General features: G+C 44.2%; 12 protein-coding genes. 5 read left to right on the top strand and 7 right to left on the bottom strand.

What is annotated here, in order from left to right; genetic code table 11:
* Window positions 1-5 precede the first annotated feature (5 nt).
* From Q0Q74_RS03930 to hflX, 5 genes are all read right to left on the bottom strand, one after another.
* A complete protein-coding gene (locus tag Q0Q74_RS03930; RefSeq protein WP_294428734.1) occupies window positions 6-443 on the bottom strand; it encodes a hypothetical protein in 438 nt (145 codons plus the stop codon).
* On the bottom strand, window positions 433-996 hold the full coding sequence (locus Q0Q74_RS03925) for a sigma-70 family RNA polymerase sigma factor (RefSeq protein ID WP_294428732.1): 564 nt from the start codon (window positions 994-996) through the stop codon (window positions 433-435). The genes Q0Q74_RS03930 and Q0Q74_RS03925 overlap by 11 nt, the downstream gene beginning before the upstream one ends.
* Window positions 971-1,327: a hypothetical protein gene (locus Q0Q74_RS03920; RefSeq protein ID WP_294428730.1), complete on the bottom strand. Its 357-nt coding sequence runs from the start codon at window positions 1,325-1,327 to the stop codon at window positions 971-973. Before Q0Q74_RS03920 ends, Q0Q74_RS03925 begins: the two co-directional genes overlap by 26 nt.
* A 47-nt stretch (window positions 1,328-1,374) precedes the next feature.
* On the bottom strand, window positions 1,375-1,842 hold the full coding sequence (locus Q0Q74_RS03915; RefSeq protein ID WP_294428728.1) for a flagellar basal body-associated FliL family protein: 468 nt from the start codon (window positions 1,840-1,842) through the stop codon (window positions 1,375-1,377).
* A 109-nt stretch (window positions 1,843-1,951) separates the two neighbouring features.
* Window positions 1,952-3,319, bottom strand: a complete 1,368-nt coding sequence (gene hflX / locus Q0Q74_RS03910; RefSeq protein WP_294428726.1) for a GTPase HflX — start codon at window positions 3,317-3,319, stop codon at window positions 1,952-1,954.
* A 65-nt stretch (window positions 3,320-3,384) separates the two neighbouring features.
* Between hflX and Q0Q74_RS03905 the strand changes: the two genes are divergently transcribed.
* Both Q0Q74_RS03905 and Q0Q74_RS03900 read left to right on the top strand, forming a co-directional pair.
* Window positions 3,385-6,810, top strand: coding sequence for a DUF4573 domain-containing protein (locus Q0Q74_RS03905; protein ID WP_294428724.1), 3,426 nt, complete (start codon window positions 3,385-3,387; stop codon window positions 6,808-6,810).
* Between the two features lie 5 nt (window positions 6,811-6,815).
* The gene (locus Q0Q74_RS03900) at window positions 6,816-7,298 is read left to right on the top strand and encodes a prepilin peptidase (RefSeq protein WP_294428722.1); all 483 of its coding nucleotides are present in this window, start codon (window positions 6,816-6,818) and stop codon (window positions 7,296-7,298) included.
* Between the two features lie 12 nt (window positions 7,299-7,310).
* Here Q0Q74_RS03900 and Q0Q74_RS03895 read toward each other — a convergent pair whose 3' ends face one another.
* Window positions 7,311-8,849, bottom strand: a complete 1,539-nt coding sequence (locus Q0Q74_RS03895) for a hypothetical protein (RefSeq protein WP_294428720.1) — start codon at window positions 8,847-8,849, stop codon at window positions 7,311-7,313.
* A 153-nt stretch (window positions 8,850-9,002) separates the two neighbouring features.
* Here Q0Q74_RS03895 and Q0Q74_RS03890 point away from each other — a divergent pair, with 153 nt between their 5' ends.
* The 3 genes from Q0Q74_RS03890 to Q0Q74_RS03880 are packed head-to-tail and all read left to right on the top strand — an operon-like array spanning window position 9,003 to window position 14,057.
* Entirely contained in the window at window positions 9,003-10,130 is a 1,128-nt protein-coding gene (locus tag Q0Q74_RS03890; protein WP_294428719.1) for a hypothetical protein, read from the top strand.
* Between the two features lie 2 nt (window positions 10,131-10,132).
* Entirely contained in the window at window positions 10,133-13,267 is a 3,135-nt protein-coding gene (locus tag Q0Q74_RS03885) for a FlgD immunoglobulin-like domain containing protein (RefSeq protein ID WP_294428717.1), read from the top strand.
* Window positions 13,224-14,057, top strand: coding sequence for a TIGR02757 family protein (locus Q0Q74_RS03880; RefSeq protein ID WP_294428715.1), 834 nt, complete (start codon window positions 13,224-13,226; stop codon window positions 14,055-14,057). The genes Q0Q74_RS03885 and Q0Q74_RS03880 overlap by 44 nt, the downstream gene beginning before the upstream one ends.
* Here the strand turns inward: Q0Q74_RS03880 and Q0Q74_RS03875 are convergent.
* Window positions 14,054-14,542 (bottom strand): flagellar biosynthesis protein FlgN, encoded by a 489-nt coding sequence (locus Q0Q74_RS03875; RefSeq protein ID WP_294428713.1) that lies wholly within the window; start codon window positions 14,540-14,542, stop codon window positions 14,054-14,056. The genes Q0Q74_RS03880 and Q0Q74_RS03875 overlap by 4 nt on opposite strands.

The raw sequence follows: 14,542 nt of genomic DNA, 5'->3' as shown, positions 1-14,542 counted from the left end.
CACGGTTAATCCATGTTCATTTGGGGTTTGAAATCTACTTTCTTTATGAAAAAATCAATGTTCGTGCATACGAAGAGGGCACAGTAGACCGTTACCAGAACACCGAACATCACATTGAAAGTGATGGCGAAACTGGTGCGGTCTATTTTGTTCAGGAACAGACCGAAAATCACGAGCATCAGAATCATAAGAATCCCTGCGACAATCCATTTTGCCATTGAGACAGGTTTTGTGCTCATGTTGCTGAGGAATGTTTTGAGATTCATCGAATTCATCGGTCTGAGCGGGATTGCGGCGTATTTTTCGGCCAGTGTCAGATAATGAACCTGAGTCCTGCACTTCTTACATTTGAGAAGATGCAGAGTCACTCCTAGCGGCAGGCGTTCATATTTATCGAGCAAGAGAAAGGTCTCCATTGTCTTTTCGCATTTTTCATTCTTCATAATAACTCCTTAATCGTTCGCGCAGGATTTTCTTTGCACGGAAAATATGTGATTTGATTGTATTTACCGGCAAACCCGTAATCTCACTGATTTCTATATGGGAATTGTCGTAGAAAAAGTACAGTTCTACGCAGATGGCTTCATTTTCGCTCAGGTTTTTGACCGCCTCCCGTACGGCAAGCATGGTGATTTTCCTGATGTGATTTTTTTCGGGGCCGAATCCTTTGTATTCAAGCTGCTCTTCGTTTGAAATCGCAAGGTATTCTTTACGGCGGTTCTTTGCGTTCATGGCCGTGTTCAGTGCGATTGAAGTGAGCCATGTCGGAAAAGAAGAATCTCCTCGGAATTTTGAAAGATTCGTGTACGCCTTTATGAAAACTTCCTGTGCGAAATCCTCTGAATCCGTTTCATTCTTGAAAAAACTCATGCCAAGCGACATGACCCGCTTTTTATAGAAAGAAATAAGCTTTGAGAATGCTTTTTGATTTCCCGCAAGGCTTGATTTGATTAGAGCGTTATCCCGACGCCTAATTAACAGCTGTTCCAGATTCATTGTGCCAGTCGTACAGCTTGTAGAACATTAGAAGGCAGATGCCAGTTGTAAGAGGAATTAATCCGCCGAGAAGTGAAGGCGAAGCACCTGTCATGAGGGCAAAAAAGACTGACAGCATTGCTCCGATTCCAGTAAGCAAAAGCCCCGAAAGAAGGGTCATTGCCTTGTAGTTGAAGTTTGACTTGGGTTTTTCTCCAGTTTTAATCTGCTGCTTTTTTTCGTGATGAATCCAAAGAAGCGCAAAGAATATGATGATTCCCCCGATTGTGATTCCAACGATTGGAATTAGCGCGAGAATGACTTGAGCTGCAGGTGAAGTGATTTGTTCCATAATAATTCCTTTTATATGTTAGACACCGGATTTCATTTTTGGTTGCGCTAATCTAAAAAAAGATAGTCGTTAAAGTAGATTCCCGTGATTTTTCCGAGGACGAGGCTTTCATTGACTTTTTCTTTCAGTTCGGTCTTGATTTTTTCTTCGCCGAGCTGCATCAGTTCGTGCTTTGTATGATTCTGGAAATAATTCATCAGGATGGATTTTAAGTTCAGGTGCTTGCGGTCAAGTTCCTCATAGAAAGAATTGTCCGTGCCGTCGTATTCAAACCATGGAATCAGGACAATCACGCTTTTCTGCTGATTTTCATCTTCTTTTGTGAAGACTCTGATTTGGCCGATTTCGTTAAAGGCGGTCTTTGATGCGGCAACTGATTTGGGAAGCGGATCCTCATGACGAAGGCCTTCGCCTGGCCGGGCATTTTTGGTGCAGAGGGCGATTGCTGAAACCGCGATGATGAAGATTAAGATTCCGCCGATTATGGCAAGCAGGATTTTATTGATTTTGTTCATTTTGAACCTCCAGTTTTTAAGCGTTAGGCTATGGAGCCCCGAAGTACCGCGAAGCGGTATGAGCGTGAGCGAAGGGCGGAACAGCCGCCCCGAAGGGGAACGCCCAGTTTTACCAGTCTGAACCGAATTTTTTCTTGAAACCTGATTCAGCGGGTTCGTTTTCTTCTATTGGAAGAGCTTCTTCGCTGAACGGGGCAAGCAGGGCCGAAAGCCGCGGATTTTTCTTTAGCTCGCCGCCCTTGATTTTGATGTGAATTCCGTCGTCGAGCCAGTTTTCTTCGGTAATGATGCCGGTTTTTCTTGCTTCGTTTAAGAGGAACTGTTTTTCGAGCGGCAGGGTGAAGGGCATTTCCTTTCCCAAAAGCTCATCACAGATTTTTGCCGAAAGTTCTTCAAATCCTTCGTGTGTCTTTGCGCTGATTTTTACTGCTTCCGGGAAAAGTGCCGTCATTTTTGCAAGTTGCGCCGGATTTTCAGCGAGTTTGTCGATTTTGTTAAGCACGATGATTCGAGGCGTTTTATCAGCACCGATTTCTTCAAGGACTTTTACGACCGTGTTGTACTGGAATTCAGCCTTTTCATCACTGGCATCAAGCACAAGAAGAATCAAGTTCGCGCGCTGTGCTTCTTCGAGGGTTGATTTGAATGCATTTACGAGAGAGTGGGGCAGGTTCGAGATAAAACCAACGGTGTCTGTGAGCAGGATGTTTGCCGCAAACCCCTTTTCGCTTTCACTTGTTTTAATAGAAGATTTGAGCTGAAGTTTTCGCGTTGTGGGGTCGAGCGTGGCAAAAAGCTTGTCTTCGACGAAAACATCTGCTCCGGTGAGCGCATTTAATAGAGAAGATTTTCCTGCGTTCGTGTAGCCGGCAAGCGCACAGGTCGGCAGCGGGATTCTTTCACGGCGCTTTCGTTGAGTTTCACGGTCACGGACGACCTGTTCAAGTTCTTTTTTGAGCTGCTGAATCTTTTCGCGGATTTTACGGATGTCAAGTTCAAGCTGAGTTTCGCCTGAGCCTTTTGAACCGAAATTTCCGCCCCGCTGGCGTGCCATGTCACCGTAAGAGTGGGCGAGGCGCGGGCGTGCGTATTCCAGCTGTGCGAGCTGAACCTGCAGGACGGCTTCTTTTGTCTGTGCGCGCTGTGCAAAAATCCGTAAAATAACTTCCTGGCGGTCAATCACTGGAATCTTCGCAAGCTTTTCCCAGTTACGCTGCTTGCGCGGAGAAAGTTCAAAGTCAAAGATTATGATTTCGGCAGATAGCTCCTTTGCGAGCGCGGCGATTTCTTCTGCCTTGCCGCTTCCAATTCCATAAACAGGATTCTGTTCCATGCGGGCGAGAATCACTGAGCGGCAGATTTCATAGCCCAGGGTATCAACAAGGCCTTCAAGTTCAGAAATGTCAGCCTTTGGAGCGCCAATCAGCAAAGCCCTGATTTTTTTCTCTTCTTCTTCAGCGAGATTTATTAAATCCATGCAAAGAAATATAGCATAAAAACTTGCTTTTGTTGCAAAATTCGCCGAAAATATAAAGAAAACTTATGACTTCAGGCCAAAAGGTCGCTTTCAGTCTTTTGATTTCAGTGCTAGCATTTTGTGCATTTACGGTTGTTGCTTTTTCGGGGCTTTTTGACATCCTTGAAGTGAACTTCTATCAGCCGATTGTGCAGGAAATCAAGCAGAAGAAGATTGAAGAGATTGCGACTGCTCAAAACGAATATTTCAACATTCTCATGCAGCGATTTGATTCATTTTCCGTCGCTCCGGATGTAAAGTCGTATATTGAGCTAAAACCCGCCGAATCGGCACAGAAAAACCGTGAAAAACTCCGCTCTCAGCTTGTGACTTCTACCGCCGCCCTCACTGGAATGCGAATTATCGATGAGAACGGCAGAAATGTTTATTTCAGTACTTTCAGCACGGATCTTCTTTCTTCCAAAAAAGGCATTTCGTACCGTGATTACAACATGATTGACGAACTTCCGTACAATCAGGTCAGGGCAAAATCTCTGGATATAAACACGCAGGCCGAGCAGAAAGCCCGCATAATCATGGATTCTTCGCAGCGACGGCTGATTTTTTCTCTTCCTTTTTATAATTCTGAAAATTCCTTTGTCGGAAGCATTCTGTTCTACTGTGACGCGGCGAATTTCAGTCAGTTCCTGTTCAGGCGAAATTTGATTGACATAAACGGATTTGCCTCACTTCTGAGTGATTCTGCAAAAGACGGAAATATTGATGATGCTGGTGGCTTTGTCTTCGGTCTTCCGAATTATGGGCGCGAGTCAATTCAGGCACAGATTCTTAAAAAATGGCATGAAAACAGAGAATCTTTCTGGAAACTGGAGCCTGTTGAAAAAAGCGGGGATGAATCTGAATCTTCTGAGAAAGTGAATGAACCACCCCGCAAAAATGTTGATTTTTCTTCTATTTTTAACATTTTTGGCAAGAATGAAACAGATGCGCTTTGTGCGTTTTCATATGCTCACGAACGAAAGGATTTCGGTCACATAACGCTTTTGTACCCCGAAAGTGAATTGAAATTCTCTCCATACATGCGGATTTTGCTTCTGGCAACGGCCTTTGTCACTCTTTACCTTGCGATTTTCCTGATTCTCAGTTTCCGCCATGATGATATCGTCGTGATTCGTGACAGAGTTCGCCGTTACGAGAACGAATTTTTTGTTGCCTACAGAAATATGGGCGATGCGAAAAATCCAGCCTATCTTGCCGAGCAGAAAACTATCCTCGAAAAGCGGATTTTGAAAACACTTGGCCGAAAAGGCGAAAAGCACGCCGCCGAATTTAAATCGATTTTTGAAACCTACTGGCAGGAAATGCTGGTTACCTTCGGTGAAGTCGCGGATCACCGTTCAATCGGTGGAAATCCTGTCTCTGCAATCAATGCCGCCGAATTAAAGGAAATAGTCCGCTCGTCTCTCGAAGACATTCTTGAAGGCGGCACGATTCGTATAAAAGCAGATGCCGTGGAAAAATCAGCCACCAGAACCGAAAAGCGAGGTGAATCTGCCGAACCCGTCGAAGAAGTTGAGGAAGTTGAATCTGTAGAAGAAGTAGAGTCTGTAGAGGAATTTGAACCGGTTGAGGAAGTTGAACCTGTCGAGGAATCTGAGTCTGTAGAAGAAGCAGAATCCGTAGAGGAAATTGAACCTGTCGAGGAAGTTGAACCGGTTGAGGAAGTTGAACCTGCGGACGAGGTTGAGTCGGTTGAGGAAATAGAGCCGGTCGAAGAAATCTCTGATGCCGAAGTGCCATTTGTAGAAACCGAAGGCGATGAATTACCAGTAGAAGAGATTGAGGCGCTTGAAGAGGATGAAGCTGTAGAGGAAATTGAATCTGCGGAAGAAGTTGAATCCGTAGAGGAAATCGAACCGGTTGAGGAAGCTGAATCCGTAGAAGAGATTGAATCGGTTGAGGAAGTTGAACCTGTCGAGGAAATTGAACCGGTCGAGGAATCTGAGTCTGTAGAAGAAGCAGAATCCGTAGAGAAAATTGAACCGGTTGAGGAAGCTGAATCCGTAGAAGAGATTGAGGCACTTGAAGAGGATGAAGCTGTAGAGGAAATCGAACCGGTTGAGGAAGTTGAGTCTGTAGAGGAAATTGAACCGGTTGAGGAAGTTGCCCCTGCAGAAGAAATTGAGCCGGTTGAGGAAGTTGAACTTGCGGAAGAAGTTGAATCTGTCGAGGAAGTTGAATCCGTAGAAGAGATTGAGTCGGCAGAGGAAGCAGAGGCTGTCGAAGAAGTTGAATCGGTTGAGGAAGTTGAACCTATTGAGGAAGTTGAATCTGTCGAAGATGTTGAATCCGTAGAAGAAATTGAACCCGTCGAAGATGTTGAATCCGTAGAGGAAGTTGAACCTGTCGAGGAAGTTGAGTCTGTAGAGGAAATTGAACCGGTCGAGGAATCTGAGTCTGTAGAAGAAGCAGAATCCGTAGAGGAAATTGAACCCGTCGAGGAAGTAGAGCCTGTCGAAGAATCTGAATCCGTAGAGGAAATCGAATCTGTCGAAGAGCTGGAAGAACTTGATGACGCTGAGCCTGAGTCGGATGATAATGGTTTGAGCCGAAAACTTACGGCTTCTGAACAGCAGCATATCAAAATCTTTAAGGAAGCTTCGAAGACCATCGATGAAACTGACGGAAATCTTGAGGAGCTTGAGCTTTTCGATCCGACCAAGGCTGGAAATCCTCCTGAACCTGTTGATACGGAATATTTTGTGCCGCATGACTCGGATGAAGAGTCTGAGGAAGAGGAAGACGATGATTTTTATAGGGATGAAGTGCTTCTCGAAAAAATCGAGTTCGGTGTTCCGACTTCGGAGAGCCTTACTTTTGAGGCCGATGATGCCGTCGCGGATAATTTTGTCGCAGCTGCGTTAGATTTCTCTTCTTTGGATGAAGATGACAACGATGAAAGACTGTACGGGCCATTTGAGACCGTAGAGTATCTGCCAGAAGAAGATGGAACAGAGGATACCCATGAAGAAGTTGAATCCGTAGAGGAAATCGAGCCTGTTGAGGCAGTTGAACCTGAAGAAACTTACTCTGTTGAAGAAGTTGAGGAATTGACGGAAGAACTTCCTTTGGAAGAAGATGTTGAAACTGTAGAAGAAATAGAATCTGCTGAAGAAAGTGAAAAAAATGCCGAAATTTTAGAAGAGCTTCCTTCGCAAGATTCTTTGCCTGAGCAGGATGAGCCGACAGAGGATTTAGATGATGCGGTGGAAGTAGAAGCCCTCGAAGATTCGGAGGAGAATATGCCTTTTATGTTCACTAAATTTGCCGCTTCTCAAAATGCGAGTGTAGCGGAACTCTGCCCTGACACGCAGGATGCAATTGTTCAGGATTTGGACGGAACTTTCCGCGTTACAGACATGCCGACTTCAAACATGAATGTCGAACTTGATAGTGATTTTAAGAAGCTGGTTGACTCGATTCTGCGGTAGGCACGATGGACAGAAATTTTTTGATTCTTAATGCCGCTTATCTTGTCTTTGCACTGCCGCTTTCTTACATGGATTCACGCAAATTCAGAATTTCGCTGCCTTTGCTGCTTGCGGCTTCTGTTGCGATGATTTGTGTAAGATTTTTTGTTCTTCCGTCGCAGCCCATTCCGCTTGCCAAAAATCTTTTCTTTGCGCTTGCAAGTTCTTTTCTGCTTTATTTCTGCACTCGTGTTCTTACGGCACAAGGGCTCGGATTCGGAGACATCTATTTTGGTCTTTTCAGTGCCCTTTATACCGGATTTTACATGAATCTGATTGCCACGGTGTTTGCCGCTCTTCTTGGCGTTCTTTATTATCTTTTGCTTGCGGTCGTTCAGAAAATAAAAAAAAGCAGCTTCGTGCACAGACCGATTTTCGCGATTCCCTTTGTACCGTTCATCACTGCCGGTTCCGTGCTTTCAATGCTGCTTTTCTGGGTGATTGCCTGATTCTTTTGCTGATTATGCTTGTGAGTTGTTTACAAGCCCCTGCATCAGCTGAACCACAAGATAAATCTTTTTGTAGACTGTTACGCCGAGCTCTTTGATTGGAGTTTCGGCGAATCGTTCAACTTCTTTCCAGTTTGTGAGCAATTCCGGCCTCTGTTTCTGATAATCTTCGATGAGAAGCTTGGTGTTCTTGCCGAAAACGATAAGCTGCTTTGTGGTGTTGACGATGTATTCTCGCGCAAGATTGTTGCAGTCTTTTAATGTTGTCCTGATGATGTTTGCTGATTCCTTGTCGCGGTCTGCACGCGGAAGAAGTGTCTTGAGCTTTTTGCCGTATTCACCGTCTTCTTCAGAGAGTTTTTTGTCGAAAATCGAGATTTTTTCTGAGCTTTCGAGAATTGCATTGTATGCGTCACTCATTTCTGCAGAAAGAGCGCTTGTCGTCCATTTTCCGCGGATTAGAACCAAATCAGCATAGGCTCGCACATCCCGCTTTACATATTCGAGCAGGAAGTGTTTGAGGTAGTTGAGCGGCTTTGTATATTCGAAGGTGCCGAGATTCTTTTTGGCAAAATATGCGCTCTGGTCATCGGTGTAGTTCTGCAGTGAAGAAATGTTTGTCGTTCCGAAGATTTGATTGAGAAGACCGTCAACCTTTGAGTTCTTTTGTGCATTTTCGATTTTTTTGAGGGTCGCCTGCGCGTCGTTGCGAATCTTATCGATATATTCTTCGATTATGGTTTCATGCTTTTCTTCGTATTTGACTTCGTAGAGAGGGTCTTTTGTGATGAGCTGAATAATCATTTCGAAGACGCGTGATGCCCGGATTTGAGTGAGCCGAGCAATGACTTTTGCCCACTGAGCGGCCTTGATTGGCTCGTTTCCGCCACGCATAGCTTTTAACAGCTGCATTAAATCGGTCCAGTCGGCACCAAAAGGAAGTGCATAGAGAACGGCGAGGAAATCTTTGAGATCTTCGCTGATGTATGACGCATCGATTGTGTTGAATTTCGGGGCCTTTGAGAATTCATTTTCGCGGACTGTTGAATCGAATTTTTTTATGATGAAAAAGTAATCGAATGTACAGAAGGATTTGAAAGTTAGAAGTTTTTGATAGAGACCGTCAATCATCTGAATCTTTGACTGATCGAATTCATTTGAAAACTGAGATGAAGTTTCCTTGACTTTTGCCTTGAGCTGGTCGAAGGGCATTTTTTTGGATGCTTCGACGATTGCTTCTTCTGAAAGCTCTTCAACGCATTTTTTCTGGTTTTCTGAAAGACCGAAATTGATTGTAAAGGTCTTGTAGTAATTGGGATTCATCTGGCTGTTGAACAGCGTCTGACACTGAGAGAGTGCCTTGTACAAATCGAAGAAGAATTTGCCCATGAGGGGAAGTGCTTGATCGGAATTTGCTTTATAGAATTTGAATTTTGTTTTAGAAAGATTTTTTGCTATGTTTTTAAGATGCTTTTTTTTTGCTGCATCGGCATCTTTACCGCCGGCCAAAGAATTAAGCAGTTTCTGAAAGAAGGATTGTTTATTTGCCATGCTTTAAATATGCAGAATTCCAGATATAAAGTCAAATGCTTTCATATATGTTTAATGACAAATGTGTTTATTTTTGTTATTCTTTATATTAAAATTTTCTATAAAAATGAAATTATGGGGGGGTGAATTCTTTCGTTCCCTATGGAGGATTTTATGAAAAAAATTACGGGGGCAGTGCTTGTCTCTGCCTTGTTCAGTGCGGCTCTGTTTGCATACAACCCGCCCGCTGGCAGCCAGAATGTCTTGCGGCTCACGGAACCTCAGCTTATAACAGGCGCAAATTCCGTGGCTGGCGGTGGTGTTTTCGGTGCAACGCCTGCTTCAATAATCAATAACCCGGCTCTTACGGCATGGGAACAGCGAATCACTCTTGATGTCGCCGGAACCCTGTTCATCAACTCAAATACCGACGCTCCTTACGATTACTGCAATTCTCTTGGTGAAGCTTTCCAGGGGGGCATTTTGTTCCCTTCACGGTGGTGCGTTTCTACGCTTCTCTTCCAGGGCGTATGGACAAAGGCTTTCGACATGCCGATTGGTGACAACATCAGCTTTACGGCTGGAGTTGCAAAAGACATCACAGATCAGGTTTCTGTTGGTTTGAGCGGTAATTTCGGCCTCATTTACGGTGACCTCACAAAATCTGACTGGAGTGCGAGTGCCGCTTTGGGTGCTTACTACAATTTCGGAGACCTTTCTTTCCTTCAGAATCTCCGCTTTGGTTTTGCCCTCACTAACATTGGTAAAATGTATGACCGCAAAGAAGCAATGGGTATCAAAACTGCTAAAAAATACCGTGATTATGTTGATTCAGGTGATACAACAAGTCCTTTTGAGGCAGATGATGCAACTATGTGGCCGGGAATCTGTACTCCGCGCTTTGGTGTTGCCGCAAGTCTCTTAAAAAACGAAAGCATGGATTTAGGTCTTTCCCTTGATTTTGCGGCTCCTGGCTTCCAGGACTTCGCATTCGATGCTGGTGTTAATCTTCAGCTCTGGGACTTCCTTAAAATCAATTCTGCATGGGAATTTGACCTTCAGGAATTCTCTAACGATGCAAAGAATCTTCTTCCTTCAGTTGGCGTAAGTTTCAAATTCTTGTTCAAGTCAAGCAACGGTTCATATCTTGAGCGAAAAGGCTGGGCAGAAAGCGACATGACTGTTTCCGGAGCATGGAAGCAGCTTTATAAAAATGTGAATGCTGTCAGTGCGGGGGCTGTTATGAATCTCGGTCTTGCTGACACTAAAGCACCTGAAATCATCTTGTGGGGAGAAGAGTAAAAATGAAAAAAAGCGTACTTGTATTAGCTTGTGTCCTCGCATCGGCTGTAGCCTTTGCAGAAAAAGGAACTGTTTACATTTCTCCGAACAACGACGGTAAAAAGGATGTCCTTGAAGTTCCTTTCAAAATTAAAGAGCGACGATATGTAAAAGACTGGGCACTCATAATCGAAAACGAAAAGGGTGAAATCGTTCGTACAATCGGAAACAAAGAAAAGCGCGAAACAAAGATTACTTTCAAAACTTTCTGGAAGGCTCTCTTTACTCCGAAATCAGGAGTCACAATCCCTTCTTCTGTAATGTGGAACGGTATCATGGATTCCGGTGAAGTTGCTCCTGACGGAAACTATTTCTACTATGCAACTGCTACCGATGATAACGGCAACACTGCATCAACCAAAAAACTTTCTGTAGTGGTTGATAATACTCCACCGGAAGTTAATCTTGCACAGCCATCGTCTTCAGAAAAAATCTTCGGTGAAGGCTCAAAACCTGTTCTTGCAATCAAACAGAGCGGTTCTGAAGAAGATGAATGGAATGCAACTTTCACTGATGCGGCTGGTAATGTCGTTCGTTCTTACAAATGGACATCAAGCTCACCGCTCAGCTTCGAGTGGAACGGTTCTGATGACGCAGGTGCTCCGCTTCCTGACGGCGTTTATTCTTACAAAGTCACTGCTACTGACCGTGCAGGCAATGAATCTAATCTTGCCGCAATCTCAAACATCATTTACTCAGCTGACAAGCCGGCTACAAACATTTCAATCGCTGGAAGCAAATACTTCTCTCCGAACGGCAACGGCATCAACGATACAGTTTCATTCAATGTCAAAGTTCCGGTTCCAGATGCAAAATCTGTCAACAAACTTACTGAATGGGCTGTCAAAATCACTGACGCAAAAGGCAATGTCGTAAAAACCTTCGCAGGAAAGGACAATCCTCCTTCATCAATTACATTTGACGGAAAAGCCGATGACGGTTCAGAAGCTGCAGAAGGAAAATATCAGGCTGTCGTTACTGCAAAATACTCAAACGGTTTCGTTCCTGATGTTGTAAAATCTCCTGAATTCACTTTGGATAAAACACCGCCTGTCGCAAAAATCAAGGCAAGCGAAACAATTTTCTCTCCGGATGGCGACGGTCAGAAAGATGTTCTTCTTATCACACAGGATATCGCTTCTGATGCTGGTGCTCCTGTTGAAAACTGGATTGGTAAAATCATCAATTCAGAAGAAAAAACTGTCACAGAATTTGATTTCGGTTCATTCCCGCCGGACACTGTTGAATGGAATGGTCTTGATGATTCTGGTGTAATCGCTCCGGATGGAAAATACAAATATGTTCTTGCGGCAACAGATTCTGCAGGCAACTATTCAGAAAATTCAAGTTCTGAAATCACTCTTGATACACGGGCTGCTGAACTTTTGCTCTCTGTTTCTCCAACGGCATTCAATCCTGCTGGAAGCGACAAATCAAAAGCTTCTGTAAAATTCTCACCGATTGCAAAGGGTGCTGATGTAAACAAATACAGCCTCGAAATCAAAAACGAAAAGAACGAAACTGTATGGACTTCAAACGGCGCTTCTCTTCCGGCTTCAATTTCATGGAACGGCCTTGATTCAAACGGTTCTCGTTGTGATGACGGAAAGTATTACGCAAGCCTTTCAACAGAAACTTCAAACGGTAAAAATCCGAAGACTTCTTCACAGAAATTCGTGCTTGATACTGTTGCACCGAGCGTTTCTTTGAGCACTCCGTACACACTCTTCTCTCCGGACGGCGACAGCAAAAAAGACTCAATCAAAATCACTGCTGAAACTTCAAGCGAAGACAAATGGACAGCAAACATCCTTGATTCAAAGAATCAGGTTATCCGCACTTACAGCTGGCAGGGCAAGGTTCCTTCTTCTGTTGAATGGAATGGCACTGATCAGGCTGGAAACAAAGTTGCAGACGGCACATACAAGATTGTATTTGCTTCAGAAGATGCAGCCGGAAATAAGGGCAGTGCTGAAATCTCTAACATCGTAGTCGATACACGCGAGGCAAAAGCTTACATCACTGTTGAGAATGACGCATTCAGTCCGAACGGTGACGGCTTCCTTGAGACACAAAAACTTTCTCTCCGCCCTTCACTCAAAGACGGTGTTGAATCATGGAGCGTTTCAATCGTAACTCCTGAAGGCAAAACTGTTAAAACTTGGTCAGAAAAAGATCAGAACGACATGCCTGCCGAAATTACATGGAACGGTCTTGATTCAGAAGGCAAGGTTGCAGAAGGTGCATTCATTGCAAACCTCAAGATGCATTATGCAAAGGGTAACGAAGTTGATGTCAATTCTTCATTGTTCATCTGTTCTGTTACACCTCCACAGCTCACAGTCAAAACAGCACCTCAGTACTTCTCTCCAGATAACGATGGCGAGAACGATGATTTGTTCATCCAGCTTAAAGGCAATGATGTTGTTCCTCTCAAAAACTGGTCATTCCAGATTAAAGACCCGAACGGCAAGCCATTCTGGGGAACAAGCGGAAAATCTTCTATTACAGAGCGAATTATTTGGGACGGCCGCGGAAACAATGGTGAGCTTGTCCAGTCTGCAATGGATTATCCGTATGTATTCACAGTTACTGACACACTTGGAATGACAAGCACTGTCGAAGGTAAAATCGAAATCGATATTCTTGTTATCCGAGTCGGTGATGTGCTCAAAATGGCTGTTCCATCAATCATCTTCCGTCAGGATGCGGCTGACTTCAATGTTCAGGTCGTTGATGCTAACGGAAAGGTCACAAAACCTGGTATCACTCAGGCTCAGGCTTCAAACAACGAGCGAATTCTTAAACGAATCGCACAGATTCTCAACAAGTTCAAGAATTACACTGTTACGGTCGAAGGTCACGCAAATTCTGTCACAGGAACAGAAGAAGAAGAGACTACAAACAAACACGGTCTCGCTCTTGAACCGCTCTCTAAAGACCGAGCCGAATTCGTTAAGTCTAAGCTCAAGGGCTACGGCGTTGCGGGTGACAGACTTAGTGCAGTTGGTCGCGGTGGCCGCCAGCCGGTTGCTGCCCGTGGTGATAAAGACAATGCATGGAAGAACAGACGAGTTGAATTCATCCTCAACAAGTAGTTCTTTCAAAGTTCCGTCCGCTGATTCAAAATCAGTTTCGACGGAACTTGCTGAAAAACTGATTCAGCTGGCTCAGACTTATGAGACAGCTGATTTTCTCAAAAAAGACCCGTCTCAATTCATGCACCGTTTTTCAAAAGTGCGTGATGTTGAGGCGGTTGCTTTTATATCTGCAAACCTTGCTTTTGGCCGGCGCGATCAAATTCTTTCGCATGTTGAGCAGATTTTAACTGCTGCTGGTTCAAGTCCTGCCGAATGGATTCTTTCTCAAAAATACAATGATTTTTTCCCTGAAAATGAAGTTTCTTTCTATCGTATGTACACGAATCATGACATGAGGCTTTTCTTTGACGGATTGCGTGGAATCCTTGAAAACTCTGACACAATTGGGGATTTTTTTAAGAATCGATGGGAACAAGATTGCAGTTCCCGCTCTCAGACACAGGAAACTGCCTTCCTTCATCAGATTATTGCTTCGGCTTTCGACCCCAAATGCAAGCTGCTTCCTCATTCGAAAGACTCTGCGGCTAAAAAAGTGAACATGCTGCTTCGATGGCTTGTGCGCCTGGATTCTCCGGTTGATTTGGGATTGTGGACATGGTTTGAACCCAAAAATCTGCTTATGCCGCTCGACACGCATGTGATGCAGCAGTCAAATAATCTCGGTCTGATTTCTTCAAAGAGCGCGAACCTTCGTACTGCCATAGAACTGACAAAAAAAGTCGCCGAGGTTTTCCCCGACGACCCTGTAAAAGCTGACTTTGCATTATTTGGTTTAGGAGTCAGTTAAGCATTGTATTCAATAACGCTTCCGACCGCTGATTTTTCTGCATAAATTGAAGTTCGGCCACGGTATGGGTTCATCAGATTGATGTTGTTCAGCTGATTTTTGATTTTGCCCATCTGAGCCTGAAGAAGACTGCGGTTTCTTTCGTTCTGAGCGAGAACCTGTTTCTGAAGTGAAGCAAGGTCAAGCTGAAGCTGCTCCACGCTTGCGTTATCTGCAACAGGAACGCCCGGCATGATTGCATTGTACATTCCCTGCATCGGAACGATAACTTTCTGCAAACTTGCAAGATTTTTGACAATCTGATTTTCAAGTTCTGCATGAGCGGCAATCGAATCGCCGTCTTCTATTTCGATTTTTCCTTCCTGACTTTCAAGAACTGCAAGATATTCCCGGAATTTGTTGCGCTGCTGTTCAAGCAGTTTTCGGAATCTTTTAAGAATCGCAACGCGCTCGTCTAATTCTTCTTTTGAGAGTTCCTTTGCCAT

This window comes from uncultured Treponema sp., from assembly GCF_946187725.1.
Classification (GTDB): Bacteria; Spirochaetota; Spirochaetia; order Treponematales; family Treponemataceae; genus Treponema_D.
This window is presented reverse-complemented; position numbering and strand designations above follow the sequence as displayed.